Origin of the sequence: Mycobacterium pinniadriaticum (genome assembly GCF_026242045.1) — a bacterium.
GTDB classification, from domain to species: Bacteria; Actinomycetota; Actinomycetes; order Mycobacteriales; family Mycobacteriaceae; genus Mycobacterium; species Mycobacterium pinniadriaticum.
The window spans coordinates 182,090-207,914 of sequence record NZ_JAPJDO010000004.1; the positions used below are offsets into that span (position 1 = coordinate 182,090).

Annotated in this window: 26 protein-coding genes; 16 read left to right on the forward strand and 10 right to left on the reverse strand. The window is 64.7% G+C overall.

Annotation, left to right across the window (positions count from 1 at the left end; genetic code table 11):
* Positions 1-6: 6 nt before the first annotated feature.
* The 5 genes from ORI27_RS06875 to ORI27_RS06895 are packed head-to-tail and all read left to right on the forward strand — an operon-like array spanning position 7 to position 4,721.
* On the forward strand, positions 7-798 hold the full coding sequence (locus ORI27_RS06875) for a coniferyl-alcohol dehydrogenase (RefSeq protein ID WP_265995848.1): 792 nt from the start codon (positions 7-9) through the stop codon (positions 796-798).
* A 4-nt stretch (positions 799-802) separates the two neighbouring features.
* On the forward strand, positions 803-2,182 hold the full coding sequence (locus ORI27_RS06880; protein ID WP_265995846.1) for an aldehyde dehydrogenase family protein: 1,380 nt from the start codon (positions 803-805) through the stop codon (positions 2,180-2,182).
* The gene (locus ORI27_RS06885) at positions 2,182-2,373 is read left to right on the forward strand and encodes a ferredoxin (protein ID WP_265995845.1); all 192 of its coding nucleotides are present in this window, start codon (positions 2,182-2,184) and stop codon (positions 2,371-2,373) included. The genes ORI27_RS06880 and ORI27_RS06885 overlap by 1 nt, the downstream gene beginning before the upstream one ends.
* A gap of 39 nt (positions 2,374-2,412) precedes the next feature.
* Positions 2,413-4,017, forward strand: a complete 1,605-nt coding sequence (locus ORI27_RS06890) for an FAD-dependent oxidoreductase (protein ID WP_265995844.1) — start codon at positions 2,413-2,415, stop codon at positions 4,015-4,017.
* Positions 4,017-4,721, forward strand: a complete 705-nt coding sequence (locus tag ORI27_RS06895) for a hypothetical protein (RefSeq protein WP_265995843.1) — start codon at positions 4,017-4,019, stop codon at positions 4,719-4,721. The genes ORI27_RS06890 and ORI27_RS06895 overlap by 1 nt, the downstream gene beginning before the upstream one ends.
* A 58-nt stretch (positions 4,722-4,779) precedes the next feature.
* Here the strand turns inward: ORI27_RS06895 and ORI27_RS06900 are convergent, their stop codons facing one another.
* The 9 genes from ORI27_RS06900 to ORI27_RS06940 all read right to left on the reverse strand — a co-directional run bounded on the left by ORI27_RS06900 (position 4,780) and on the right by ORI27_RS06940 (position 14,326).
* Positions 4,780-5,961, reverse strand: coding sequence for an acyl-CoA dehydrogenase family protein (locus ORI27_RS06900; RefSeq protein ID WP_265995842.1), 1,182 nt, complete (start codon positions 5,959-5,961; stop codon positions 4,780-4,782).
* A gap of 1 nt (position 5,962) precedes the next feature.
* Positions 5,963-7,114 (reverse strand): acetyl-CoA C-acetyltransferase, encoded by a 1,152-nt coding sequence (locus tag ORI27_RS06905; protein ID WP_265995841.1) that lies wholly within the window; start codon positions 7,112-7,114, stop codon positions 5,963-5,965.
* A 59-nt stretch (positions 7,115-7,173) separates the two neighbouring features.
* Positions 7,174-7,755 carry a TetR/AcrR family transcriptional regulator gene (locus ORI27_RS06910; protein ID WP_407666242.1) on the reverse strand — a complete coding sequence of 194 codons (582 nt, stop codon included), beginning with the start codon at positions 7,753-7,755 and terminating at the stop codon, positions 7,174-7,176.
* A gap of 99 nt (positions 7,756-7,854) precedes the next feature.
* The gene (locus tag ORI27_RS06915) at positions 7,855-8,523 is read right to left on the reverse strand and encodes a TetR/AcrR family transcriptional regulator (RefSeq protein ID WP_265995839.1); all 669 of its coding nucleotides are present in this window, start codon (positions 8,521-8,523) and stop codon (positions 7,855-7,857) included.
* Between the two features lie 17 nt (positions 8,524-8,540).
* The gene (locus ORI27_RS06920) at positions 8,541-9,086 is read right to left on the reverse strand and encodes a YybH family protein (protein ID WP_265995837.1); all 546 of its coding nucleotides are present in this window, start codon (positions 9,084-9,086) and stop codon (positions 8,541-8,543) included.
* Between the two features lie 31 nt (positions 9,087-9,117).
* Complete coding sequence (locus ORI27_RS06925; protein WP_265995835.1) at positions 9,118-10,881, reverse strand: FAD-dependent monooxygenase; 1,764 nt, start codon at positions 10,879-10,881, stop codon at positions 9,118-9,120.
* A 23-nt stretch (positions 10,882-10,904) separates the two neighbouring features.
* Positions 10,905-12,887, reverse strand: coding sequence for an acetoacetate--CoA ligase (locus ORI27_RS06930; RefSeq protein WP_265995834.1), 1,983 nt, complete (start codon positions 12,885-12,887; stop codon positions 10,905-10,907).
* On the reverse strand, positions 12,884-13,738 hold the full coding sequence (locus tag ORI27_RS06935; protein WP_265995833.1) for a fumarylacetoacetate hydrolase family protein: 855 nt from the start codon (positions 13,736-13,738) through the stop codon (positions 12,884-12,886). Before ORI27_RS06935 ends, ORI27_RS06930 begins: the two co-directional genes overlap by 4 nt.
* Before the next feature lie 18 nt (positions 13,739-13,756).
* Positions 13,757-14,326, reverse strand: coding sequence for a VOC family protein (locus ORI27_RS06940; protein ID WP_265995831.1), 570 nt, complete (start codon positions 14,324-14,326; stop codon positions 13,757-13,759).
* A gap of 234 nt (positions 14,327-14,560) precedes the next feature.
* Here ORI27_RS06940 and ORI27_RS06945 point away from each other — a divergent pair, with 234 nt between their 5' ends.
* The 3 genes from ORI27_RS06945 to ORI27_RS06955 all read left to right on the forward strand — a co-directional run bounded on the left by ORI27_RS06945 (position 14,561) and on the right by ORI27_RS06955 (position 16,845).
* Positions 14,561-15,229 carry a TetR/AcrR family transcriptional regulator gene (locus ORI27_RS06945; RefSeq protein ID WP_265995829.1) on the forward strand — a complete coding sequence of 223 codons (669 nt, stop codon included), beginning with the start codon at positions 14,561-14,563 and terminating at the stop codon, positions 15,227-15,229.
* 106 nt (positions 15,230-15,335) lie between these two features.
* Positions 15,336-15,626 carry a hypothetical protein gene (locus ORI27_RS06950; RefSeq protein WP_265995827.1) on the forward strand — a complete coding sequence of 97 codons (291 nt, stop codon included), beginning with the start codon at positions 15,336-15,338 and terminating at the stop codon, positions 15,624-15,626.
* A complete protein-coding gene (locus ORI27_RS06955) occupies positions 15,616-16,845 on the forward strand; it encodes an acyl-CoA dehydrogenase family protein (protein ID WP_265995823.1) in 1,230 nt (409 codons plus the stop codon). The genes ORI27_RS06950 and ORI27_RS06955 overlap by 11 nt, the downstream gene beginning before the upstream one ends.
* A 111-nt stretch (positions 16,846-16,956) precedes the next feature.
* Here ORI27_RS06955 and ORI27_RS06960 read toward each other — a convergent pair whose 3' ends face one another.
* Positions 16,957-17,931, reverse strand: a complete 975-nt coding sequence (locus ORI27_RS06960; RefSeq protein WP_265995821.1) for a PDR/VanB family oxidoreductase — start codon at positions 17,929-17,931, stop codon at positions 16,957-16,959.
* Between the two features lie 450 nt (positions 17,932-18,381).
* Here ORI27_RS06960 and ORI27_RS06965 point away from each other — a divergent pair, with 450 nt between their 5' ends.
* The 8 genes from ORI27_RS06965 to ORI27_RS07000 all read left to right on the forward strand — a co-directional run bounded on the left by ORI27_RS06965 (position 18,382) and on the right by ORI27_RS07000 (position 25,811).
* The gene (locus ORI27_RS06965) at positions 18,382-19,593 is read left to right on the forward strand and encodes a cytochrome P450 (protein ID WP_265995819.1); all 1,212 of its coding nucleotides are present in this window, start codon (positions 18,382-18,384) and stop codon (positions 19,591-19,593) included.
* A gap of 42 nt (positions 19,594-19,635) precedes the next feature.
* Entirely contained in the window at positions 19,636-19,830 is a 195-nt protein-coding gene (locus ORI27_RS06970) for a ferredoxin (protein ID WP_265995817.1), read from the forward strand.
* Positions 19,831-19,837: 7 nt separating this feature from the next.
* A complete protein-coding gene (locus ORI27_RS06975; RefSeq protein WP_265995815.1) occupies positions 19,838-20,764 on the forward strand; it encodes an MlaE family ABC transporter permease in 927 nt (308 codons plus the stop codon).
* A 65-nt stretch (positions 20,765-20,829) separates the two neighbouring features.
* The gene (locus ORI27_RS06980) at positions 20,830-21,636 is read left to right on the forward strand and encodes an MlaE family ABC transporter permease (protein WP_265996050.1); all 807 of its coding nucleotides are present in this window, start codon (positions 20,830-20,832) and stop codon (positions 21,634-21,636) included.
* A gap of 20 nt (positions 21,637-21,656) precedes the next feature.
* Positions 21,657-22,733, forward strand: coding sequence for an MlaD family protein (locus ORI27_RS06985; protein WP_265995813.1), 1,077 nt, complete (start codon positions 21,657-21,659; stop codon positions 22,731-22,733).
* A complete protein-coding gene (locus ORI27_RS06990) occupies positions 22,730-23,737 on the forward strand; it encodes an MlaD family protein (protein WP_265995811.1) in 1,008 nt (335 codons plus the stop codon). The genes ORI27_RS06985 and ORI27_RS06990 overlap by 4 nt, the downstream gene beginning before the upstream one ends.
* Positions 23,725-24,696, forward strand: coding sequence for an MlaD family protein (locus tag ORI27_RS06995; RefSeq protein ID WP_407666231.1), 972 nt, complete (start codon positions 23,725-23,727; stop codon positions 24,694-24,696). The genes ORI27_RS06990 and ORI27_RS06995 overlap by 13 nt, the downstream gene beginning before the upstream one ends.
* On the forward strand, positions 24,696-25,811 hold the full coding sequence (locus ORI27_RS07000; protein ID WP_407666230.1) for an MlaD family protein: 1,116 nt from the start codon (positions 24,696-24,698) through the stop codon (positions 25,809-25,811). Before ORI27_RS06995 ends, ORI27_RS07000 begins: the two co-directional genes overlap by 1 nt.
* The last annotated feature ends 14 nt before the right edge of the window (positions 25,812-25,825 follow it).

Consider the following 25,825-nt stretch of genomic DNA (forward strand, 5'->3'; position numbering starts at 1 on the left):
ACCGACATGGCTGACTTTTCCGGGCGACGGTACGTCGTCACCGGGGCCGCCTCTGGGATCGGCCACGCCGTGGCCGAGCAACTGCTAGCGCACGGCGCCGAGGTGACGAGCCTGGATCGCAACGTCCCGAGCGCATCTGTGCACAAGCACATCGAGGTTGACCTGGCGAATCCGAGCAGCATCGACGCCGCCCTCGAACAGTTGGACGGCGAGTACGACGGGTTGATGAACGTCGCCGGGATCCCGGGCACCGCCGCGGGCGAACTGGTCTTCGCGGTCAATTCGCTGGCCGTGCGGCACCTCACTGAGGCCTTTTTCGAGCGGCTGGCACCCGGGGCCTCGGTGACGATTGTGTCCTCGACCGCCGGCTTCGGCTGGCCCGAACGCCTGCCCGCGATCCGCGAGTTGCTGGCCACCGACACCTTCGAGGAAGGTGCGGCGTGGTTCAAGGCAAACCCACAGCAGGGCAACGCCTACAACTTCTCCAAAGAAGTCACCACCGTCTACGCCCTGTCGATGGGTTTGGCCCTGGCTCAGATGGGTTTTCGGATCAACGCCGTTCTGCCCGGTCCGGTGCGCACCCCGATCCTGGTCGACTTCGAGGAGTCGATGGGCAAAGACACCTTGGACGGTCTCGAGGAACTGCTCGGCCGCCATGCCGAGCCCGAAGACATCGCCGAGGTGGTTCTGTTCCTGGCCTCCGATGCCGCGCGTTGGGTCAACGGGCAGGCGATCGCCGTTGACGGTGGAATCAGTGGGGCGGTGGCTTCCGGCGTGGTTCCCGCTCCCGAGATTTAACGCCGTGACCGTTCACGAAGCGCAAGCACCTGCCAATAGCCATGTGCTCGCCGATATCCGCCGCGTCTTCGCCAGCGGAAGGACCCGGTCGCTTGACTGGCGACTGCAGCAGCTGCGGGGCATCGAGAGACTATGCGACGAACGGGAGGCCGACATCGCCGAGGCGTTGGCGGCCGATCTCGGTCGCAGCGCCGTCGAAGCCTGGCTTGGCGACGTCGCGTCGACGAAGGCTGAGGCGGTGTTCGCGCGCAAGCATCTGCGTAAATGGCTGGCCCGCCAACGAGTCTCACTGCCAATCGCTCAGCTGCCGGGCCGCGCCTGGATCCAGTACGACCCGTTGGGTGTCGTGCTGGTGATCGGTCCGTGGAACTATCCGTTCTATCTGCTGATGGCGCCAGTGGTAGCCGCGGTTGCGGCCGGCAACGGGGTCGTCATCAAACCCTCCGAGCTCGCCCCGGCGACCTCTGCCCTGGTAGCGCGCCTGGTGCCGCAATACCTCGACACCGACGCGATCCGGGTAGTCGAGGGTGACGCGCAGACCACCCAGGATCTGCTCGCGATGGGATTCGATCACGCCTTGTTCACCGGTGGCACCGAGATCGGCCGCAAGATCATGACCGCGGCCGCCTCGACGCTGACTCCGGTCACCCTGGAGTTGGGCGGCAAGAGCCCGGCCATCGTTGCTGCCGATGCCGACATCGAGGTGACGGCCCGGCGTCTGGCATACACCAAGCTGATCAATTCCGGACAGACCTGCATCGCCCCGGACTATGTCCTCGTCGACGCGGCCGTTGCCGACGAGCTGGTGGCCAAGATCGTCGCCAACATCGCGGAGTACCGCAGCGCGCCGTCGCTACCAATTGTCAACGAGCGCCAATTCGACCGCCTGACAACGCTCATCGCCACCACCAGCGGCACCGTCGTCACCGGTGGCGGCTCCGAGCACGCCGGGTTGCGCATCGAGCCGACCGTGATCGTCGATCCCTCACCAGACGACGCGGTGATGTCCGACGAGATCTTCGGCCCGATCCTGCCGATCATGCGCGTCAAATCCAGCAGTGCAGCTGTCGAATTCGTCAATTCGCGGCCGAAGCCGTTGGCGCTGTACGTGTTCACCAAGAACTCGAGTGCAGCGCGCGACATCATCGACCGCACCCCATCCGGTGGCGCTGTCGTCAATCACGCGATGATGCACTGCCTCGTACCCCAGCTACCCTTCGGTGGCGTCGGAGCAAGTGGAATGGGCGCCTATCACGGCAAGTGGGGTTTCGAAGCACTGTCGCACCGCCGGGCGGTTCTCGCGAAGCCGAGCCGGCCGGACCCCTCGATCGTCTACCCCCCGTACAGCGACCGGGCTCTCAAGCTCATGCGGAAGCTGTTCTGATGCGGGTTCACGTCGATCGCACCAAATGTTCGGGAATCGGGTTGTGTGAGATGACCGCACCGGCGATCTTCGAGATCGGCGATGACGGCCAGTCCCAGGTCATCGATGAAGATCCACCCGAAACCGAGCGGGCCGCCGCCGAGGAGGCGGTGTCGAACTGCCCGACCGGCGCCCTGTCGATCGAGGACTGACCGACGCGCCGACCGCGCACCACCAATCAGGAGCATGTCTTGGCCTTCGTGATCACCCAGAACTGCTGCACCGACGCCAGTTGCGTGCCGGCGTGTCCCGTCGACTGCATTCGCCCCATCCCGGACTCCTCCGGTGTGGGCAATCAGATGCTCTACATCGATCCCGACGCGTGCGTGGATTGTGGTGCCTGCCTACAGGTCTGTCCGGTCGGTGCCATCTACTACGAGGACGACCTGCCCGACGGGCAGAAGAAGTTCCGCGATATCAATGCCGACTTCTTCGCCCGGCGGCCGCTGCGGACACGCGCCGCGACGCCGGTTCCGGAGCGGCCGTCCGTCGCCTCGGGTGCGCTACGGGTCGCGGTCGTCGGATCCGGTCCAGCGGCCTGCTACGCCGCCACCGAACTGTTGAAGAACGACGGGCTGGAGGTCAACGTGTTCGAGCGGCTTCCCACCCCGTTCGGGCTGATCCGGTTCGGCGTGGCACCGGATCATCAACGCACCAAAGAAGTCGTCGGCGTATTCGAATCGGCACTGGGCGGGCCCGGTGCCGGCTGCTACTTCAACGTCGCGGTCGGTCGGGACATCAGTCACGACGAGCTGATGGCGAACCACCACGCGGTGATCTATGCCGTCGGCGCCACGGCCAGTAGCGGTCTTGGGATCCCCGGCGAGCAGCTGCCCGGCCACCACGCCGCGGCCGACGTGGTGGCCTGGTACAACGGCCATCCCGATCATGCCGATGACGACCTGGACCTCGATACGCCCCGTGTCGTGATCATCGGCAACGGCAACGTCGCACTCGATGTGGCTCGCGTTTTTCTGATGGCTCCGGATGCGCTCGCGAACACCGACATCGCCGATCATGCGTTGCGCCAGCTGGCGGCCGGGTCGATCGAGGAAGTCGTGATCCTGGCCCGGCGCGGGGCCGCAGATGCGGCGTTCTCGGTCGGTGAATTCCTGGCGTTGGGTGAACTCGAGGGCATCGACATCGTCATCGAAGGCCACCTGGGCGAGCGCCCGGACGACTTCGAGGCTGCACTCAAGTACGACATCGCCACCGAGTACCGCGACAGGCCGGCCACGCCCGGGAACAAGCGCCTCGTCTTCCGGTTCTCCACCACCCCTGTCGAAGTCGTCGGCTCCGGGCGGGTGGAAGGGCTGCTAGTACGAGACTCCTCCGCGCCGGCGGGGGTGGGGGAGCACATCATCGGCACCACCCTGGTGTTGCGGTCGATCGGGTATCGCGGCACGCCGATCGCGGACCTTCCGTTCGACGCGTCCCGCGGGGTGGTGCCCAACGACGGCGGCCGGGTGGTCTACGACGGGCAGGTCATGCCCGGTGTCTACGTCACCGGCTGGATCAAGCGTGGTCCACGCGGCGTCATCGGCACCAACCGCGGATGCGCGCACGAAACGGTCAATGCGGTCTTCGACGATTTCATGGCCGGCAGGCTCAACCGCCACGTCGGCAGGAACAGCGACGTGGACGCCCTACTGGCATCCAGGGACGTCACCGTCGTGGACTGGCAAGGCTGGCAAGCGATCGACGCCGCCGAACGGGGTCGCGCCACGAACGGCTCCCGCCCCCGGGTGAAGTATTCCGACGCAGAAGAATTGGTTGCGGTGGCGCGGGGCCGGTGATGACCCACAATCGCAACCTCATGTTGCTGGTCTGGACTGGGCCGATCGGCATTCTCTTTGTTCTGCTCGGCTGGATGGTGTTCGCCGGATTCCTGCCCCCACCGTCGCCGACGCTCACCGGTAGTGCTCTCACCGATTTGTGGTCGGATCACACCAACCTCAAACGCGCTGGCATGGTGCTGTGTATCTGGGGCGGCAGCCTGTACGTCCCCTTTACCGTCGCGGTCGGGATCCTGTTGCGTCGCAGCCAGTCCGAACATGCCGTGCTGGCGGCGACCCAGACCGCTCTCGGGATCTTCGGAACGGTGTTCTTCTCACTGAATTTCCTGGTCTTGGCTGCGGTCGCCTATCGTCCCGACCTGCCGCCGCAGGTCCTTCAGCCATTGCACGACCTCGGCTTCATCATGACGTTCTCGCCGGTCGCCCCGTTCACCTTCCAATACCTCGCCATCGGTTTGGCGGTCTTGCAGGACAGCTCCGATAGACCGCTGTTCAGCCGTTGGGTCGGCTACGCCAACCTGTGGGTGGGTCTGCTCCTCATACCCGCGTGCGCCATTCCGTTCTTCAAGACCGGGCCGATGGCGTGGAACGGCGTGCTGGCGTTCTGGATCCCGGTGGCGGTCTTCGTCGCCTGGTTCTTCATCATGTTCGTCGCGATGCGGAATGCGGTGAAAGTCCTTACTCAGGCTTCGCCGAACCTGTAGCTGTCGTGCAGAACGTCGAGAAAGCGTGTCGATAGCGACAGGCTGGCGGGAGCGAGGATCACACGCGACTGTTGATGTCACGTGCCCGCGAAGACCCTGCGATCTCGCGGCCGATGATCTCCTTCATGATCTCGGTGGTCCCGCCGTAGATCGTCTTGATGCGGGTATCCAGATACGCACGTGCGACCGGATATTCGGTCATGTAGCCGTATCCGCCGTGCAACTGCAGGCAGCGGTCGATCACCCGCTTCTGCAACTCGCTGACATACCACTTGCCCTTGGCGGCATCGACCGGTGTCAATTCGCCGGCGTTGTACGCCAGCACCGAGGAATCGACATAGGCCTGGGCGATGTCGATTTCCGTGCTCATCTCCGCCAGTTCGAAGCGCACATGCTGCTTGTCGGTCAGCGGCCCGCCGAACGCCTGTCGGGTTTGGCAATAGTCCACGGTCAGCTCGAAGATGGCGCGTGTCGTGGCGATCGCCTCGGCGGTCACCCCGAGGCGCTCGCGGGGCAGGTGACTCATCAGGTACTGCAGGCCGCGGCCCGGCTCGCCCAGCAGGTTGGCGGCTGGGACCTGCGCGTCGTGGAAGAACAGTTCCGACGTATCCTGACCGGGCAACCCGATCTTGTCGAGCTTGCGGCCGCGTTCGAAGCCGGGAGTGTCCCGTTCGACGCCGAAGAGACTGAAATCACCTGAGCCACCGGTATTATCGGTTCGGGCGGCCACCACGACGACGTCGGCCATGATGCCGCTCGAGATGAACGTCTTCTGACCGTTGAGGATCCACTGGTCCCCGACGCGTCGGGCGGTGGTGCGGATGCCGCGTAGGTCGCTGCCCGCGCCGGGCTCGGTCATCGCGAGCGCGCCGATGATCTCCCCGGCGACGAACCCGGGCAACCACCGCTGCTTCTGCTCGTCGTTGGTGAGGTCGAGCAGGTAATGCAGTACGAGATCGTCCTGCAGGCTGACCGTCACCCCGAAGGACAGGGCGTTGACCCGGGCGACCTCTTCGCATACCACCATGCGGTAGCGGTAGTCGGGCTCGCCGGCTCCGCCGTATTGCTCGCCGATCTGAAGGGCATAGATGCCGGCCTTCGCCGCTCGGGCGAAAACCGAACGGTCGATCCAGCGGTTTTCGTCCCACTCATCGTGATGCGGAACGACTTCGCGGGCGAGGAACTCCCGCACCGTCTCCCGGTAGGCCTCATGATCGGGCCCATACAGCGAACGCTGCATCTCAGAGCCGTTCGATGATGGTGACGTTGGCCTGTCCGCCGCCCTCGCACATCGTCTGCAGGCCGTACCGGCCGCCGGTGCGCTCCAGCTCGTGCAGCAGGGACGTCATCAACCGCGCCCCGGTGCAGCCGATGGGGTGACCCAGCGCGATGGCCCCGCCGTTCGGGTTGACGGTCGCGGGGTCAGCCTCGATCTCGGCCAGCCAGGCCAGCACGACCGGCGCGAACGCCTCGTTGATCTCGACTGCGTCGATGTCGGCGATGGACATCCCGGTCCGCTTGAGGGCGTGCTGTGTCGCCGGGATCGGTGCGGTGAGCATCATCACCGGGTCCGCGCCCCGCACCGACATGTGGTGGATCCGGGCGCGGGGGGTGAGATCGAAGCGGTCGACGGCCGCCTGAGATGCGATCAGCAGCGCCGCCGCCCCATCGGAGATCTGACTGGCTACAGCGGCCGTCAGCACGCCACCCTCGACCAGGGTCGGCAACCCGGCCATCTTCTCCAGCGATGTGTCGGCCCGGGGCCCCTCGTCGACGCTGATACCGGCATAGGGGGTGATCTCCCTTTCGAAGCGGCCCTCGGCAATCGCGGTGAGGGCGCGCTGGTGGCTGGCGAACGCGAAACGCTCGTTATCTTCACGGGAGAGCTTCCAGTGCTCTGCGATCATCTCCGCGCCACGGAACTGGGAGATCTCCTGGTCGCCGTAGCGGTCCAGCCAGCCCTGGCAGCCCGTCCACGGATCGACGGATCCGAATGGCTCGCCGGCACCGAAGGCGCTGAGAATGGGGAACTGGCTCATCTTCTGCACACCGCCCGCGACGATCAGGTCGGCGGTTCCACTCATGACCCCTTGAGCTGCGAAATGTACTGCCTGCTGCGCGGATCCGCATTGCCGGTCGATTGTCACGCCGGGAACCGATTCGGGCAGCCCAGCGGCCAACGCCGCGGTGCGGGCGATGTCGCCGGCCTGAGACCCGATGTTGTCCAGGCAGCCGAGGATGACATCGTCGATCGCCGCCGGATCGATGTCGTGGCGCCCCACGATCGTTTCGATCACATGAGCGGCCATGTCGGCCGGATGGACACCTGCCAGACCGCCCTTGCGTCTACCAACGGGGGTGCGGACAGCGTCGATGATGTATGCCTCGGTCACCCGATTAATTTAACATAGAATCAAAAATGACGGAATTGAGCCCACACCCGAACGACGGTTCACTCCTCGGCGCGGGGCGAGCGCCTGCGCCTCGTGGCTGGGCCGGTGGTGGGGCTGATCCCACTGCGTACCAGGTCCTGGGCGTTGGCGACCAAACTCTCGAGCGACCCGCGCCGCGGATCCCACCATTCTGCGGCCCAGTTCAGTGCGCCCAGCACCAGACCTTGGACGAACCGTGCGTCGAGGTCGGCGCGCATCTCACCGTCTGCGGTGGCGTCGTCGAACAGGTGCTGCCAGATGCGGCTGTAGGCGGCGCTCTCCTTGCGCTCGCGGGTGCGAAGATGCTCGGGAATCTGGCCGGAATTCCGGATCGAGGCCGTCGCATAGTCGGAAAGCTCCAGCTCGTGGCGTAGATGAGCCTCCACCGCCGTCATGATGCGGTCCAGCGGTGGGGTGCCCTCCGGCAGGGCGTCGAGGGTGTCCTGGAGGTGCTGACGCATGTCGCTGATGCCGCAGAACATCACCTCTTCGATGAGGTCTTCGCGGGAAGGGAAGTAATAGTAGATCGCGGGTGCTTGCAGCTGGGCATACTCCGCGACGTCCGACAGCCGCGTCCCGGCGAAACCCTTCACGCTCAGCACATGTGCCGCTGCGTCGAGAATGCGTTGGCGCGTGCGTTGAGACTTCGACTCGCCCTCGGAGTCGGGCGAAGCGCTCGCCGCAGATTTTCTAGCCATCGTTCAATGATATTGGTCCGGGTCGACGACAGTGGAAAGACCGTGCCGGATAAGGCATTGGGCGTTGGCGACCACGGCCTCGATCGAGCCCCGGCGCGGGTCCCACCACTCCACGGCCCAATTCAGTGCGCCGAGGACCAACATCTGAGCCAGGTACGGATCGAATTCGCGCCGTAGGTCGCCTTCTCGTGACAGGTCGTTGAGCAGGCCACGCCACACCTCGCCATAACGTTCCTCCTCGCGGATCTGGCGCTTGCGAATGGCCAGCGGGACCTGGCCTGCGTTGCGGATCGCGGCCGTCGTGTAGTCGGAGATCTCCAGTTCGTGGCGCAGATGGGCTTCGGCCGCGGCGAGAAGACGATCCAGCGGCGGTGTCCCGTCCGGCAGCGTACTCAGGGCCGTCAGCACGTGCTCGCGCATGTCGGCAATGCCCGCCCACATCACCTCTTCGATGAGCTCGTCGCGGGATGCGTAGTAGTAGTAGATCGCCGGCGCCTGTAACTCGGCGCGCGCGGCGACGTCGGTGAGGCGAAGACCGGCGTACCCGTTCGTGGAGAGCAGGTGCGCCGCAGCATCGCGTATCCGCGCCCGTGTCAGCGCCGACTTCGATTCGGCGGCGCCGTCGGCCGCCGGATCGGAGTCGTGGCGTACGGGAGTGTTCCGCCTGGCCATCGCATCATGATAGGGGGCTAGGACTGCCCCAGTGCCTCACCCACCGTCCACGGCAAGGGCCGCGGCGGCATCTCGAAGTCGACCACCCACGAGTCGGGATGCTTGGCCTGCGGCGCCGCCCCGAACGAGAGATGGGTGTGCAGGATCTTCCATTTTCCGTCGATTTTCTGCACGACGTCGGTCTGGCGCATCTTCCAGAAGAAGTGCTTCCCGTCATCCAGGGTGCCCTCGTAGGTCTGGTTCATGTAGACGAATCCGACACCGTCCTTGGCGAAGATCCGCATATTGATCAGGCCGAGTTCGCCGACGAACTGCGGGCCGATGAAGTTGAACCAGTTGCGCACGTCGGCCCCGAAATAGTGGCCGGGCGCCAGGATGTCGATGAAGCTCACATCCGGATGTTCGATGTAGTGCTCCAGCGGAGCATCGGGGTCGTCGAGGAATTGATGGTTGTAGTTCGCCTCGATCGCCTTCTCCATTTCGGCGATGTCCTTCACATCCTGCGGGTCGCTGCCGAACAGAGCGATCGGTTCGGCGAACTCCGCCTTGCCATTCGAGCTCATGCTTATGCCTCCTTGGTTGAATTGACAGTCGTTAGCGGTGGAGTACTGTGCCGACGGCATTGACCAGACTGTCGACAGGGTCGGTGGTCATCGACATGCTGCGCCAGGCCACGTAGTTATCAGGCCGGACGAGAATGGCTCCGTCATCTGCGATCTCGCGAACATGGGCCCACTGGCCGTCAGCGTCCCGGTGATCCCCACCGATGACGGCGACGGCGATGTCGATACCGAACTTCTCGGCGGCGTCGGCGACCGCCGCGACCCAAGGCTGGCCGTCCGGCCCGGTGATCAGCACGAACTTGCCGTCGTCGCCGGTCAGGTCATGGCTGGAGATGCGCCTGCCGCCGATCTCCAGCCAGGCGTGCGGCAGCCGGTGGCCGGGCCGTGTCGTCGGGTAGTAGATGGAACCCATCGGGTCGCTCGGCGGGGGTGACGATCCGTCGGGAACGAGCGCCCCGGCCGGATAGGAGTATCCGATCTCCAGATCGTGGGCCTGGAACTCGGTGCGCTGTGTTGCCACGACTTCTTGGAAGCGGGCCCGCCGGGTGGCGCCCATCGGGGTATCGGAGAAGAACACCTCGAAGACCGCCCGGTGCATTTCCGGCGGAACGGGAATGGGCAGCAGCCCGATCCCGGCGTCGAGCACGAAATGGTTCTGCATGGTGAACAGCGCCCAGTCGACGATCCGCACCCCGACCGGTTGGCGTTCGGTGCTGTAGCTGTCCAGCAGCGCGGGATCGGCGTTCCCCTTGATGACAGCGGCGAGCTTCCACGCGAGATTCTGCGCGTCCTGCACGCAGGTGTTCATGCCGAGCCCGGTCGTCGGCGGATGCCGGTGCACGGAATCGCCGACCAGAAAAACTCGTCCCTCGCTGTACCTGTCGGCCACTGAACCCTGCACCGACCAGTGGCTGATGTTGATGATCTCGATGGGAACGTCGCCGACCGCCAACAGCTCCCGAATCTTGGCCAGCACAGTGGCTTGATCGAGATTCGAGTCGTCGGTGGGCAGGAAAGCGAAGTGGAACGCCCATTCCTCGGAGTGCTTTCCCCAGGTCGGGCCCATCGGGACCATGTTCCCGCCCGAGGGGTACGAGCCCGCCTCCGGGTTGAGGAAGTGCGCGATGAGGACGTCGTCCTCCCACCACCGCGAGAAATCCGCTCTCAGATGGGCGGTGACGATGTCGAGGAGATCATGGGCTCCGACCATCGTCGCGCCGATCATCGGCCCGACGGTCTTGCCGCCGTCGGCACCGACGAGGTAGTCGGCGGTCACGGTGAAACTCTTGCGAGTGACGCGATCGACGACGGTGGCTGTCACAGCCTCGCCGGTCTGGCTCATCTGTGTCAGTTCGTGATTGAACAGCACTCTGCCCGGTGCGCGCCGTTCGGCGTGATGGCGCATGATCGGCTCGAGCCTCAACTGCGGGAGGTTCGTCGAAGGGCAAGGGCTGTCCTGCTCGTAACGCTTCGTGAGGTCGCCGCCACCGAAGCAGTCCATCGTAGCGAACCGCTTGCCCTGCAGCGGTCCGTCGCCGCCGAGGGTGGTCTGCCACACCACCGACGACATCTTCGGGACGGGAGCCCCGACGGCGTAGGTGTCGTCGGCCAGCCCGAACTGGCGGAACAACTCCATGGCACGCTGGTTGAGGTAGTGCGCCTTCGGCAGGATCGACGTCCCTTCGTGGCGTTCGATCATGAGATGGTCGATTCCATAGCACGACAGCATGATCGAGGTCATCATTCCCGATGACCCGCCGCCGACGATGAGTACCGGAACCTTGATGTCTGACATGTTCTCCTCCTCGAATCCGTGGGTCAGGATCGGGCCGGGGTGTAGTTGCCGGCCAGTTGCTCGAAAATGTCCAGTGCTCGCGGATTGCGGACTGCACCGTCGGATACGACGGTGTCGCGGGGCTCGCCGAGAAGCAGGCGCTTGACCGGCACCTCCAGCTTCTTGCCGGTGAGGTTGTATGGAATCTCGGCTACTACGACGACGTCATCGGGTGCGTGACGCGGCGAAAGACGTTGGCGTAGTCGGCTTGCGATGCGTGATCGCAGTCCTTCATCGAGTGAGGCACCCACGCGTAGCACGAGGAACAACACGAGTCTGCCCATGCCCCCGGACGGATCGTCGAGGTGGACCACCAGACTGTCCTCGACGTCGTCGAGATCCTGGAGAGCGGAATAAAATTCACTGGTGCCCAGCCGAACACCGCCCCGGTTGAGGGTGCCGTCCGAACGACCGCTGATCACGCAGGCGCCGCGGGAATTGAAGGTGACCCAGTCTCCGTGGCGCCACTGACCGGGGTACTTCTCGAAGTAGGCGGCGCGGTACTTGCGGCCGTCGGCGTCGTTCCAGAAGCACACCGGCATCGACGGCATCGGCTCCGAGATGACGAGCTCCCCGACTTGACCGACAACGGGTTGGCCCTCGCTGTCCAGCGCCTGGGCCGCCACTCCCAGTGCGGGCGCGGTGATCTCGCCTGCGCGTACCGGTAACAGGGGAGTGCCGCCGACGAACGAGGTGCACACATCGGTTCCGCCGCTGGTGGACTGGAGATAGATGTCCGAACCCACCGCATCGTAGATCCAGCGGAATCCGTCAGCCGGCAGCGGTGATCCGGTCGATACCACGCCGCGCAGCCGCGAGAGGTCGAAGCTTTCCTTGGGCCGCAGGCCGGACTTTCGGCATGCCATCAAGAATGCCGCGCCGGCACCGAAGACGGTCACGCTGTTGTCCGCGACGACCCGCCACAACTCGTCGGGGCCGCGAAATGCCGGATCGCCGTCGAACATGACGATGGAACTACCCAACAGCAATGCGGACACCTGAATGTTCCACATCACCCAGGTTGTCGTGCAATACACGAAGTAGGTGTCGAGGGGACCCAGATCCGAGTGCAGGGCAAGGGCTTTCTGCAGTTCCAGCACGATTCCGCCGTGGGAATGGACGATCGCCTTGGGCAGGCCGGTGGTTCCCGACGAGAACAACACCCACAGCGGATGATCGAAGGGCACCCGGTCGTACCGTAGGGCCGCCGGCTCAGACAGCAATTCGGCCCACTCGAGGCCCGCGGTGGTGGCTGATCCGAGGTATGGGACGTGAACGGTGGCGGTTAACGTCGGCAACCCAGCCGCGATCGTGGCGACGTCCGCGTGGCGGTCGATGGCTTTTGCGCCGTACCGGTATCCGTCTACGGCGATAAGGACCGTGGGTTCGAGCTGTGCAAGACGGTCGAGCACGCTGGTGACGCCGAGTTCGGGTGCGCACACCGCCCAGATCGCACCGATGCTGGTGGTGGCCAGCATCGCGACCAGTGTTTCGGGAATGTTGGGCAGGTAGGCCGCGACGCGATCGCCTCGGCCGACGCCGAGTCGACGCAGTCCGGCGGCAGCGCGAGCCACCTGATCGCGCAATTCGCCGCGGGTGAGGGTCGAAGTCGCGCGGGTCTGGGATAGGGCGGTAAGCACCGTCTGGTCGGCGTCTCCCCGCAGCATGTTTTCGGCGTAGTTGAGGCGGACGTCCGGAAACCATCGCGCCCCTGGCATTGCGCGGTCGGTCAGCACTCGGCTCGGGTCACCGTCGGCAAGGACGTCGAAGTAGTCCCAGACCGAGCGCCAGAAGCCGGCGAGATCGTGCGTCGACCACTGCCAAAGCTGTTGGTAGTCAGTGAACGTCACACCGTTCCGATCGCTCAGCCCGTGGGCGTAGTCGGCCATGCGGCAGCTGTGCATGGTCTGTTCGGATGGCGTCCACAGCACCTCGCCCTCGCGGGGCGACGCGGTGCTCGTAGTCACTGCTGTGCCTGCCCGGCCACCATGCGGTGACGCATGGATCCGATGCCCTCGATGTAGGTGGTGAGCACTTCACCCGGTTCGAGATAGCGCGGCGGTGTGTGCGCGAAGCCGACACCTGCCGGGGTGCCGGTGAAGATCAGATCACCGGGCAGCAGCGGCAGGATCCCGGACAAATACGAGATCAGTTCGGCTATCGGAAAGATGAGGTCTGATGTGCGTGCGTGCTGCACCGGGTGGTCGTCGATCGAACACCCGATCTCGAGGTCGTCGGGGTGTGCGAACTCGTCGGGTGTGACCAGGGCGGGTCCCATCGGGGCGAAGCCCGGGTAGGACTTGGCGAGGCTGAATTGTTGCGGGGCGGGCGGCTTGACCTGGAGATTGCGTTCGGACAGGTCCTGCCCCACGGTCAACCCCGCGACGTGGTCCCACCCCTGCGCCACCGGCACGCGCTCGGCTCGTGGGCCGATGACCACGACTAGTTCGGCTTCCCAATCAACCGCGCCGGGAGGCATGGTGATATCGCCGTAGGGGCCGGTGATGCAGGACGCGAACTTGGTGAACACCATGGGGGTGTCGGGTATGTCGAGGCCGGTCTCTTCGGCATGCCCGCGGTAGTTCAGCCCGATCGCAAAGACCTGTCGCGGGATGCCCACCGGGGCACCGAGCTCGTCGGGCTGGAACTGGACTCCGTTGACGCCGTCCACGTAGCGGGCCCACAGCCGGAAGTCGTCCCATCGCTCGAAGGTGTCCTGGAATTCAGCTGAGAACATGCCCTTGCTGGCACGTTCCACATCCACTGCCCGTCCGTCGATTTCGAGGGCGAGCCGGTTGTTGAGATTGATCAGTCGCATGATGTCGCTTCCGGGGCTTCAGGTGGTGAGCAGCTCGAAGGGGCTGACCTGCGGGGTGGTCAGGGCCCATGCCCGGCTGGTGAGCTCCGATACCGGCGTTCCGGCCTGGTAAGCGCTGGCCAGTTCGGCAGCATCGAAACTGGGGCCGATCGGATCGGCGGCATACTCGGGTCCGCGCATGTACTCGGTGGCTTCGTCCGGGGTGGCGAAGTTGTCGATCTGCAGCTCGACCATGTTGCCGTCCGGGTCGCGGTAGTAGATCGACGTGGTGACCCCATGCTGCACTGGCACCCTGGGCTCGATACCCGCCGCCTCGAGCTCCAGGTACTTCTCGATCAGGTCACCCAGCGACGGGAACGTGAACGCCGAGTGCGCCATGCCGACGGTCAGCGGTGTGCGTTCGGCGAGCACCCCTGGAGGCAGTCCCAACAGTGCGACCCGGTGATGTTCTTCGTCGAAGGTCAGGAAGCACATGGCGGGGTTCTCATAGACGGCATGCGCGCCAAGAACTTTCATGTACCAGTCGCGCATCACCGGCAGCTGGCTGGTCTGAAGCACGAAATGTGCGAGACGGGGGCGAACCTTCATGGTGTTCTCCAATGCTTCGGCCGGTCCTGGCGGGCACGTCGCCCGGCGACGACCTCGCGGGTGTCCGGAGGGTGGCCGACGAAGGTCGTCGGCGTGTGGGGCGTGCGCAGGCTCACAGTAAGACTCCATTGATTGTTAGTCAATGACTTGAAGTCGAGAGATCCGCGCAGTGATGGACCATAATGAGTCGTGGCCGCTCCTGCTGGCCGTGCGTGTCAACCAGAGAGGTCGAACGTGGACGCCAAGACCGAGTTACCGCCTCGGAAAGCCCAGGCCGAGGAGACCCGGCGACGGATTCTCGAGGTTGCGGTCGAGGCGTTCTCGGCCCAGCACTATGACGAGGTCGCGGTTGGCGACATTGCCTCGTCGGCCGGTGTCGCCCACGGATTGCTCTTCCACTACTTCAAGAACAAGCGGGGTCTATACCTCGCGGCGATGGAGGAGGCCGCCCGCGAATTCGAGGCTGCTCACCAGGTGGACCCCGCCATGCCGCCGGGTGCGCAGATGCGGCAGCGGTACTACAACCAGTTCGGCTATCTGGCCCGGCATCGTGGCCTTGCCACCCGGCTGGTGCTGGGCGGTCGGGGAGCGGACCCCGAGGCGTGGGCGTTCTTCGAGGAACTCCGGTGGCGCGAGATCGACCGAGGATGCCTCGTTTTGGGCTTGGATCCGCAAAAGCCGGCGCTGCGAATGATGTTGCGGGCCGCGGCCGCCGCCGCCGACGCGGTGGCCGCATTCTGGCATCAGAATGGTCAGCCGTTCGACGTCACGGCACTCACCGATGTCCTGTTCGAGCAGACCATCACGGCACTGCGTGGCGCCGCTGAACTCGATCCGTCGCTCGAGGGTGCTGTCGAGCGGGCCATCGTCCAACTGCATCAAGGCGCTCAACAGGCCCACTGACGCGGGATCGCGCGTCGCCGAAAACCTCTTCGCCGCGAGGCTGACCTGCGTGTTCTTTTCGTCGACTTCAAGTCATTGACAATCAGTCAAAGAACGCTAGGCTGTGATGCGCACCACCCGCTCGGCCCTGTCGGCCGGGCGCCTGCATCCAGTGCAGTCAGGCCTGGGTCTGTCGGTATATCCCCTGTCGGGAGGCGAGATGGGAGCGGTCGTCGCTGATAGCGCCGCCCTGCCGCATGTCTTTGCGCGCAGCCGCTCCGGCGCAGTTGCCCGTCATCGTCCCGCCGGCGCGCGCCATGCGGAGCCGAACATCTTCCACTGCAGCGGCTTTCGCGAGCTGGTGAGTGGAACACAGATTTCTGTCACCGAGAAAGGTATTTGTATCAATGTCCATTGACCAAGACATCCGCGTGACCGCAGCGAACGCTGCCGGCGGCGATTTCGGGTTTCGCGAAGAGCTGGCCGACGACCTCGTGGCCAAAGCGACATCCGTCCGATCGTTGTTGGCGGGCAAGGCCGACGAACACGAGCAGACAAGCGAACTCAGCCAGGAGGTCGTCGATAAGCTCACCGAGCTCGGCATCTTCTCGATGGCCGGCCCGCAGCGCATCGGTGGGCTGGCGCAGTCGAGCCAATCGATGGCCCGGGTTGCCGCCGAGATTGCCAAGGGTTGCCCGTCGACGGCGTGGGTGTACACGATTTACAACTCCTGCTTGTGGTTCGCCTCCAAGCTGCCGGCGGGCATCCAGGCGCAGATCTTCGCCGACGGAATCCCACTGATCTGCTCGCCACAGAACGGAATCGGCCATCTGGTCGCCGACGGCGACGGATTCCGGCTGACCGGACGCTGGAGCTATGCGACGGGATCCCATCACGCAGCCTGGACGATGGTCCCGGTGCTCTCACCCGAAATGGCGCCGATGCTCGCGGTGATGCCGATGTCCGACGTGCAGATCGAAAACACCTGGCACGTAGCAGGGATGAAGGGCACCGGCTCGGACACCGTGGTCGCCGACAACGTCCTGGTTCCGTCAACCATGCTCGCCGCCTTCTCCGACATCGCGGTCGCGCCACCGGCCACCGTGGCCGAATCGATCCGGGTCGCCAGCGATTACTGGGTGAACTACCCGATCCTGCGCGCCAAGGCCCTCGGCGTTCTGGTGGGATGCGCGGAGGGTCTGCTCGAGGTCGTCGCCGCCAAGAGCGGCGGCCCGATCATCTACAGCACCTACGCCCACAAGAGCGATGCGCCGGCCTATCACGCCGCGATCGGCGAGGCGGCGACCCAGATCCTGGCCGCCCGACGAATGGTGGAGAACTCCTGTGCGCGCATCGACGACGCTGCGTCCGAGGGGCGAGTGCAGTCGGTGGCCGAGCGGACCGACGCCCGTGGTGAGGGCGCCCTGGTGATCTCCCTGCTTCATTCCGCAATCGAGCGCCTGATGGATCTGGGCGGAAGCTCGGGCTTCACCACGACCGCTGCCGCGCAACGCTATTGGCGTGACTTCGCGATCGGGGCGCGGCACGTCATCTTCAACTCACAGATCAGCTACGAGCAGGTCGGTCGCCACGTGCTCGGTGTCGAGCCCGGTGTCGTCGACCCGGAGATGATCTGACCAGTCCCGATGATCGGGGCGCCTGTGCAGGGCTGACGTGTATGTCAGCCCTGCACAGGCGTTTTGGAGCCGAAACAGCACGGCCGGCGAGAACCTCCGAGGATTCGGGGTTCAGAGATCCAGGACAAGGCGTTTGCCGACACAGCGGGAGACGCAGATCATCATAGACTCGCCGGCTTTGCGCTCCTCGGGGGTCAGCACTGAATCGCGATGATCGGGAATGCCCTCCAGTACATCGGTCTCGCATGTTCCGCAGGTGCCTTCCGAGCAGGAACTCAACACCTCGATGCCGATCTTACGGACCTCGGCGAGGATCGTGGAGTCCGCCGGGACCGTCGCGGTGATGCCCGAATCCGCGCACACGACCTCGAACTCCTCGTTCGGGTTGGCGTCGACGACCGGCTTGGGCGCGAATCGCTCGACGTGGAGCGGTAGTCCCGCGTCGGCGCAGGCATTCTCGGCTGCGGCGATCAACGGCTCAGGGCCGCAACAGTATACGGCGGTGGCCTCCTCGGCATCCGAGAGGAAGCCGGCCAGATCCAGGAGGCCGTTGCTCTCCTCTGGGCGGACGAGCACCCGGTTCCCGTACTGCTCGAGGTCGCCCAGGAACGCCATCGACGATCGTCGTCGACCTCCGTAGAGCAGACGCCACTGTGCGCCCGCGGCCTCGGCAGCCCTGACCATGGTCAGGATGGGCGTGATCCCGATGCCCCCGGCAATGAACAGATAACGAGCGCTCGGTTCGAGGGGGAAGTGATTCCGTGGGCCGCGTGCTGTCAGCGTCGATCCGACGCGAACGCGGTCGTGCAGGTAACTCGAGCCGCCGCGGCTGACCCTTTCCCGGAGGACCCCCACTCGCCACGAGGAACCGTCCGCCGGGTCGCCGCACAGCGAATACTGCCGAATGAGGTCATGGCCCAGCACCAGGTCGATGTGAGCACCGGGCGACCAGGACGGCAGTTCGCCGCCACCGGCCTTCTCGAACACCAGCGAGATGCAGTCATCTGCGACGTGCTCGACCGAGCGGACCGTGAGCTCGGTGGTCTCGGCGGCGTGCTCACTACCGCGCTGGAGGAGTTGCGTCATCTCGATCTCCACAATCCCGATGGCCGTCGTTGACACGGCGGAACGACAGTCCCCGGCCGGGTCTTGGGCACCGCCACGATGTCATGACTACCGGTTCGTTGACTTCACGTCAAGGAGCGCGGAGCGGGTGGCGGCAATTCGCAGGCCTTCCCGGATGCGCAGCCTGAACCCTATCTGTGCTGCTCACTACGGGTGCAGAGGAGTCGAAGTACGCCGATTTGAAGTCGTTCGACTCAAAGTCATTGATTCCCAGTCAATACTGTGCCTAGTATGTGACCCAGCGCACTGGAGCCGGAAGGGAGAGCGGAGATGTGTCGTAACGCGGCGGTCCGCACGTCCACTCAGTCCGGTGTGGCGGCGTTCGCGGGCGTTCGCCGATCCCGGCGATAGCCCGTCATTTCCGGGTACCGCCCGACACAGACCAGAGCTCCCCACAAGGAAGGCACGCCCATGGCACAAGAACTCGACACCGACCTCGAAGCCGAGCTGGCCGGCTACAGCAGCTACACCTCGACACCGGACAAGGCGCTGGACCTCTTCGAGCAGGCGCGGGCCGCGGGCTGCCCGGTGGCCCACAGCAATGAAATGGGCGGCTTCTATCTGGCGCTCGATTACGACATCGTGAAGACGCTCCACAGCGACTGGCAGACCTTCTCGTGCTCTCCGACGGTGGTACTGCCGGTTGTTGACCGGCCGGGTTTCCCGCCGTTGGAGTTCGATCCGCCGGAGCACACCGCGTGGCGGGAGATCATCTCGCAGGCCTTCAACGCCGACACCCCTGGTCTCGTCGAAGAGGGTGTGCGCGAGGACATCAATCGGCTCATCGACTCGTTCGCCGGCAACGGCGAATGCGATCTGGTCAGCGATTTCGCCGCAGAGGTTCCGCTGTTCGCGCTGTGCCGGGTGATCGGATTCGACATCGACAAGCGGGACAAGGTGCGTGAGTTGACCCACCGCATCCTCAACGACTTCGAAGACCCTGAGAAGGGCCCGCAGGCATTCATGGACTTCGCCATGTTCGGCGCGGCCGAGGTGATGTCGCGACTGGAGGCACCCCGCGACGACTTTCTCACCGTGCTCGCAAACGCCCGGCTGGACGGCAAGCCGCTGGGACCGCTGGAGATCGGGCAGATCATGAACTCGTTCCTGATCGCCGGACACGGCACCAGCGTCGCCGCGCTGAGCAGCCTGCTCCACGAGGTGCTGACGCGTCCTGACGTTCGCGCGCGGTTGGTCGAAGATCCCGATCTCATCCCGAGTGCGGTGGAAGAGACGTTGCGGCTGCACACCCCATTTTTCGGTCTCTACATTCGTGCGACCAAGGACGTCGAACTCGGTGGAGTGACGATCCCCAAGGACAGCTATCTGCAGCAGTGCTGGGCTGCAGCGAATCGCGATCCCAAGGTCTACGACGAACCCGCGGAGTTCAACATCGACCGCAAGTTCGGTCGCAAGAATCGGCACCTCACTTTCGGATTCGGCATCCATGCCTGCCCGGGGGCGCCCACGGCCCGCATGGAGTTGCGGGTCGCGCTGCAGGAGGTCCTGCGTCGGTTGACCGACATCGAGCTGGTCGACCCAGAAGCCGTGAGGTACGAGTTCTGCGGCACCGAAACCGCGGCAATCCCGTCGCTCCGGGCGAAGTTCACCAGCAGTCGCTGATCTTGTTGCGAATTAACCACTAGGAGACAGGATTCCGCACGCATGCATGTGAGCGTCAACTACGAGCGCTGCGAGGGGCACGCCGTCTGTGTCGAAGTCGCGCCGACCGTGTTCCAGATCAGCGATGACGACGAGCAGGTTCGGGTGGTCGACGACAGCCCCGATGAAGCGCTCCGGACACAGGTGGTGCTCGCCGCACGCCGCTGCCCCATCGGTGCCATCACGGTGGCTGACTGAGTCTCACATGACAACGCCCGAGGCCGTTCTCACGGCAGGCCCCGCGGATCCTCCGTCGGGCCGAGGAACCGCCGGCCGGAACCGCCGCGGTGGTGCTCCTCACCCTTTGACGACGTCGAGGACCCGCGTGGTCGAGGTGCTCTCGCGGATAGCCGCCATCCCAGCGCGCAGTGCCGCGACAACCGGACGCGGTGTGATGCTCGCAGGGTCAGTGATGCGTTACGCGGTGACGGACACCGTGACGTTGCGCCTGCCGTTCGGCGAGTTGATCGTGCAGGCCTGGGGCTTGTTGAAAGTGACGGCGTTGCCGGCGGTGCTGATGGCCATCCCGTTCGGTGCCATGGTCGCCGTCCAGTTGTCCGGCCTGGTCAACGAGGTGGGCGCCAATTCACTCGTCGGGTCCGCGACGGGAGTGGCAGTCCTTCGGCAGGGTGCGCCGGTGACGGCCGGGCTGTTGATGGGCGGCGCGGCCGCCTCGGCGATCGCCTCCGATTTCGGGGCCAGGGCAATTCGAGAGGAACTCGATGCGCTGCGCACGTTGGGAGTCGACCCGGTGCGGCGGCTTGTCGTACCGCGGTTTCTCGCGCTGCTTCTCATCACCCCCATCCTGGTCGTCATCGTCATCGCGATGGGTGTCGGCGCGGCGTTCGTCATCGCCACAGTCGTCAACGGAGTTGCGCCGGGGAGCTTCTGGCTGTCATTCGGGTCGTTCGCCAAGCTGGTGGACCTGTGGTTCACCCTCGGGAAGGGATTTCTGTTCGCGGCGATCGTCGCGGTGATCTCGTCACAACGCGGTATGGAGGCCAAGGGGGGTCCGCGTGGTGTTGCCGATGCGGTGAACGCCTCGGTGGTGCTGAACGTCATCCTCATCGTCATCGTCAATCTTGCTGTTACGCAACTGCAAACGATGTTCTTCCCGATGGCGGTGGCGTAGTGGCGGCCGTGGCGCAGGAGCGTTCTGGTACACCGTCGACCTTGTTGGCCGTCCGGCCATGGTTACTGACGCGCCTGCGCGAACCCTTCCGCTCAGCCGGGCAGTGGGCGACGTTCATCGGGCAAACTTTCTGGCTGCTGCCGATCACGGTGCGACGGTACCGGCGCGAAACGCTTCAGGTGATGAACAACTTGGCATGGGGTCGGGGATCGATCATCGTCGACGGCGGTGTGATCAGTGTCTTGGCCATCCTCGGCATCACAGTCGGGGCCATCGTCGCCATCGAGGCCTTCGCGACGCTGAACCTCATCGGTCTGGGAGCGTTGGCCGGCGTCATCGGTGGATGGGGAAACGTCCGTGAGATGGCGCCGCTGGTCGCCGGCGTGGCGTTCGCTTCCCAGGCCGGCTGCCGGATGACCGCCGAAATCGGTTCTATGCGGATCGCCGACGAGATCGACGCCACCGAAGCCATGGGACTCCGGGCTATCCCGTTCGTCGTCGGTACCCGTGTCATCGGCGGATTACTCTGCGTCGTACCGGGATTCCTGCTGACGTTGGTGGTCAGCTTCGTCACCTCCGACACCGTGATCCGCATCTTCTACACCCAGCCGGGCGGCACGTACAACCATTACTTCGTCGAGTTCCTCACCCCGGCAGACATCGCGGCCTCGCTGCTGAAGGCGACGGTCTACTGCACCGCGGTGACACTGATTCATTGTTACTACGGGTTCTTCGCATCCGGCGGCCCGGTCGGAGTCGGCGAGGCATCCGGCCGGGCGATCCGGGCCAGCCTGGTGATGATCATGGTCCTGGATCTCGCAACCACCATCATGCTGTGGGGCCTGCAACCACAGTTCGTGTTCAAGGGGTAGGGGACCAGGTGCTGTTCCGGATGTCGGCAGAGGCGGAGACGCGCAGGCTGACCATTATTGGCGTCGCGGTCATCCTCTGTTTCGCGGTGGCCTGTTACACCGTCGTCGCCAACCCGTTCGGTGGCCACCCGGCCGACCGCATCTCGGTGGTGATGGACCTGCCGTACGTCGGCCAGGGGGTTTCCACGGGGACGCCGCTCATGATGCACGGTGTGACGGTCGGAAAGGTCACTGCGGTATCGAGTCTGGCCGACGGCGATGTGCGGCTCAACGCCGACCTGGAGCCGGCCCCCGCCGCTGGATTGACCAATACGCTGGGCGTCGACTTCCGCCCGGCGAACTACTTCGGCGTGACCGGTATCAATCTGGTCCCCGGTGCAGGCGGGCACCCCTTGGCCGACGGCGTGCAGATCGACGTGGTGCCGAAGGGGAACTTCACCTTGCAGGCGCTGCTGTCACGCCTGGGGGAGATCACCGGCGGTGTGGTGACACCACAGTTGGTCGACGTCATCAACAGGGCGACGCGGTTCACCGATGGGCTCAACCCGCTGATCGAATCGATACTGACGGCGGCGGAGTCATTGGCCAAGGTCCAGACGGTGAGTACCGAACAGCTGCTGCGGAATACGGCAGGGATCAGCGTGGCCTTCCCGTCCTTCGTCAACGACGCGACCGCTGCCGGCTACGGATTCAACCAGGGATCTGGTTTCGTCACGTTCACCGTCTCCGGGAAGGACGCACTACCCGGGCAGGATACCGTTCCGGTTCCGGGACAGCCGGTGACCGACGACTACTGGAAGCACCGCGCCATCGCAACGCTTGACGTGATGGCGAACTCATTCTTCGGCGCGCTCGGCAAGCTGCTGTCGTCGCACACCAGCGACCTGCTTCCCGCCGTCAACCTGGTCCAAACGCTCAGCGACACCGTGCCGGGCCTGGTGACGCCGACAGGGCTGGCCGACATGCTGGCGGAATTGCGAACTCGCTTCGAGAAACTCTACGCCGGATCACCCGAACAGCGGGCGCTGCAGGTGCACATCGTGCTCGATCAACTCCCGGCCGTGCAGGCTCCGCTCGATGCGATGGGGGCACCGTGATCGAACCCAGAGCCGCATTGTGGCGCTTCGTGGTGAGCAGTGCGCTCGCCGCCGTGGTCCTCATTCTGATCGTCAACGTTCTACGTCAGCCGGTTACCGACGAAACACGTTCGTATACTGCCGAGTTCAGCGATGCCGCCGGTCTGCACGTCGACTCGGACGTGCGCATCCGTGGCGTCAGGGTGGGAAAGGTCAAGGCCATGCGCCTTGACCGCAAAGCCGGCCAAAGCATCGCCGAGGTCGACCTCAGTCTCGACGCCCGATACGCAGTGGTGCCCGCGACCCGGCTGGCGATCAAATATCAGGCCCTCACGGGATTGCGCTATGTCGACGTGGCCGGCGCCGCCGAGCGGGCCTCGGGTGCAGAGCAGATCACCCACATACCGTTGAGCATGACCGTGCCGTCGTTCGACATCACCACGCTGTTCAACGGGTTGCAACCTGTTCTCGCTACCCTGAGCCCCGACGACATCGATGCGTTCACCGCCAACGCCGCATCGTTTCTCCAAGGCGACGGCGGCGGCCTCGGCCCGATGCTCGACAGCATTCGCAAGCTCACCGAGTTCGCGTCCGACCGCCAGCAGGTGGTCGCCACGTTGATGCACAATCTCAGTGCAATCGCCGACACCTTCGGCGGGCATTCGAGCGAGTTCGTTCAGATCCTGGATTGGCTGAACCGGCCCGTTGACGCGGCGCTTTCGGTGTTGGACGAATTTCGCAAGTCCGAACTCTACGGGCCCGGATTCACCTCTGCCGCCGTTCGACTGCTCGAGAACGCCGGGTTCAGGCCAGGGGCCGCGGATATCGACAACGGGTTGGACCGGGCGATCACCGTGTTCGACGACTACAGCGACGCGTTCAAGCGTGTACCGGTCATCTGGGACAACGTCGAGCCGGCGGCAGACGCGGGAGAGCCGGTTCCGTGTTCACGAGGTCGCGCGCAACTGCCCGAGTCGATGGACGTACTGCTCAACGGCCAGCGGGTGATCCTGTGCAACCACTGAGAATTGCCAAGAATCCGACGTTCTGGGGTGTGGCTGCACTGGCGATCGTGCTGGTCTTGGCCATCACCGCCGCAGCGCTCTTCATAAGGCCGCCCGGTCAGAAGACCGTCGTGTTCTACACCGACGATGCCGCGTCGCTGCGCCGGGGTGACGACGTGCGGATCGCCGGCATCACCGTCGGCAAGGTCGAGGGACTGTCGATCGAGCCCGAGCAGGTGAAGGTTCGTGCGACCGTCGACGACGACGCCTTCGTCGGGGACCAGTCCCAGATTCAGGTTCGCATGCTCACCGTGGTCGGCGGCTACTACGTCAATCTCGTCTCGTTGGGGGACAAACCCTTGGGACATAATTCCATTCCCCGCGACCGGGTGACAATGCCGTACAGCCTGATGCGTGTCCTGGCCGACTCGACCAAAGTCACCGAACGCGTCGATCCCCAGCCGATCCGCGACTCGCTGGACCAACTCCAGGCGGGGCTCACAGGAACCAATGTGGACACCCTGGCAGCGGTCATCGACGCGGGCAATACGCTCACCGAAACAATAGACAGACAACGCGGACAGATCTCCCAGATCCTCGACCTCTCCGACGAATACATCGAGTCGTTGAGCAACTACCGAGGCAAACTCCAAGAACTGGTTTCCAAGATCTCGATCCTCGAGCAGACACTGGTGCTGTACGGCAAGGGATTCGGTGGGGCGCTGAAGGGTATGGGCGACATCTCTGATGCCTTCCTGGTGCCGTACGCCAAGTTCTGGGTGAACCATCGTGAGGAGTTCATCCAACGGGTCCGCGAGTGGCAGGACCGGGTTCGGAGATGGGTGGACAACAACAGCAGAATCGTGCCCCGATTGCGTCGCATCAGGGACAAGATCGAGCGGGTGCTGGATGCCCAGAATGCGCGCCCGGAACTGCTGGCCACCGATCTGTGCATCCCGATGCCCGGAAGCCCGTGCTGATGACCGCGCCGACACTTCGCCGAGCCTGCCGGGTCCTGCTGGCCGGCTTCACGGCCGTCGCAACCGTGGGGGCGGCGGCGTCCTGCGCCCCCAGCAGCCGACCCGATGCGGCGTACTGCGCGTTCATGCCGGACACGATCGGGCTGTACGTGGGTAACCCCGTCACCCAGATGGGTTACCCCATCGGCAAAGTCACGTCCATCGACCCCGGGCCGGCGCACGTTCGGGTGAACTTCTCGGTGACCGAGCAGCGTCGACTCCCCAACGATGTCAAGGCGATCATCCGCTCGGCCTCCATCCTGGCTGACCGGTCCCTGGAACTTGTCGGCAACTATGCCGGCGGTGCGCAGTTGGATGCGGCGGCGTGCATTCCACTCAGTCGATCGGTTTCTCCGAAGACCCTGTCCGAGGTCATCGGATCGGCCGACATCTTCCTTCAGGCGATCAACACCAGTGGTTCAACCAATATCGCCGACACCGTTCGCGGCCTGGATGAATTGACGCACGGAAACGGAACAAAGACCGGCCGTCTTCTGGCGATGACGTCGTCACTCCTCGACAGTCCCGACCAGGCGATCAGCGATATCGGCTCGATCACCCAGAACGTGGCCCAACTCACCACGACGTTGAAGGACATCAGGGGACCGTTGAAGGAAATCCTGCAGGATGCGCGCACCACCACCGGAGACGTCGCGACCGCGCTCGACGGCACCGCGCGACTGGCCGGCCCGGACGGGATCGGGACCCTGGGACCGTTGCTGGAATCGGTTGCGGTGCTCGAGACCAGACTGGGCGACGAAACGCAGATAACGCTGGACACGGTGAGCGCGGCGATGAGAAAGACCAGCCCGCATGCGAACGCCCTCGCCAGCCTCTTCGACGGTGTCCCGTGGTGGATCAACACCGCGGCAAACCATGTCAACGCCAAGCAATTCGGCACCTTCAACATCGCCTACCGGCCGCCGCTCTTCCGGGTTCGCACCCACGACGGGTTGGCGCTGTGCGGTGCGATGAACGCATCGATGCCCGGCAGCTGCGCCGACGTCAACGGCCAACCGTATGCCGTGGACGTCGCGCTGCTGCAATACGTCGTCCAGCAAGCGAGCCACCGGTGAAGCGCCGGATACGG

Bases quoted from the DNA above. Each gene is read 5' to 3' on its own strand.
- ORI27_RS06875 (WP_265995848.1), top strand. From the start codon at position 7: ATGGCTGACTTTTCCGGGCGACGGTACGTCGTCACCGGGGCCGCCTCT.
- ORI27_RS06885 (WP_265995845.1), top strand. From the start codon at position 2,182: ATGCGGGTTCACGTCGATCGCACCAAATGTTCGGGAATCGGGTTGTGT.
- ORI27_RS06895 (WP_265995843.1), top strand. From the start codon at position 4,017: ATGACCCACAATCGCAACCTCATGTTGCTGGTCTGGACTGGGCCGATC.
- ORI27_RS06900 (WP_265995842.1), bottom strand. From the start codon at position 5,961: ATGCAGCGTTCGCTGTATGGGCCCGATCATGAGGCCTACCGGGAGACG.
- ORI27_RS06915 (WP_265995839.1), bottom strand. From the start codon at position 8,523: ATGGCCAGGCGGAACACTCCCGTACGCCACGACTCCGATCCGGCGGCC.
- ORI27_RS06920 (WP_265995837.1), bottom strand. From the start codon at position 9,086: ATGAGCTCGAATGGCAAGGCGGAGTTCGCCGAACCGATCGCTCTGTTC.
- ORI27_RS06925 (WP_265995835.1), bottom strand. From the start codon at position 10,881: ATGTCAGACATCAAGGTTCCGGTACTCATCGTCGGCGGCGGGTCATCG.
- ORI27_RS06935 (WP_265995833.1), bottom strand. From the start codon at position 13,738: ATGCGACTGATCAATCTCAACAACCGGCTCGCCCTCGAAATCGACGGA.
- ORI27_RS06940 (WP_265995831.1), bottom strand. From the start codon at position 14,326: ATGAAGGTTCGCCCCCGTCTCGCACATTTCGTGCTTCAGACCAGCCAG.
- ORI27_RS06950 (WP_265995827.1), top strand. From the start codon at position 15,336: ATGCGCACCACCCGCTCGGCCCTGTCGGCCGGGCGCCTGCATCCAGTG.
- ORI27_RS06955 (WP_265995823.1), top strand. From the start codon at position 15,616: ATGTCCATTGACCAAGACATCCGCGTGACCGCAGCGAACGCTGCCGGC.
- ORI27_RS06960 (WP_265995821.1), bottom strand. From the start codon at position 17,931: ATGACGCAACTCCTCCAGCGCGGTAGTGAGCACGCCGCCGAGACCACC.
- ORI27_RS06965 (WP_265995819.1), top strand. From the start codon at position 18,382: ATGGCACAAGAACTCGACACCGACCTCGAAGCCGAGCTGGCCGGCTAC.
- ORI27_RS06970 (WP_265995817.1), top strand. From the start codon at position 19,636: ATGCATGTGAGCGTCAACTACGAGCGCTGCGAGGGGCACGCCGTCTGT.
- ORI27_RS06975 (WP_265995815.1), top strand. From the start codon at position 19,838: ATGACAACGCCCGAGGCCGTTCTCACGGCAGGCCCCGCGGATCCTCCG.
- ORI27_RS06985 (WP_265995813.1), top strand. From the start codon at position 21,657: ATGTCGGCAGAGGCGGAGACGCGCAGGCTGACCATTATTGGCGTCGCG.
- ORI27_RS07000 (WP_407666230.1), top strand. From the start codon at position 24,696: ATGACCGCGCCGACACTTCGCCGAGCCTGCCGGGTCCTGCTGGCCGGC.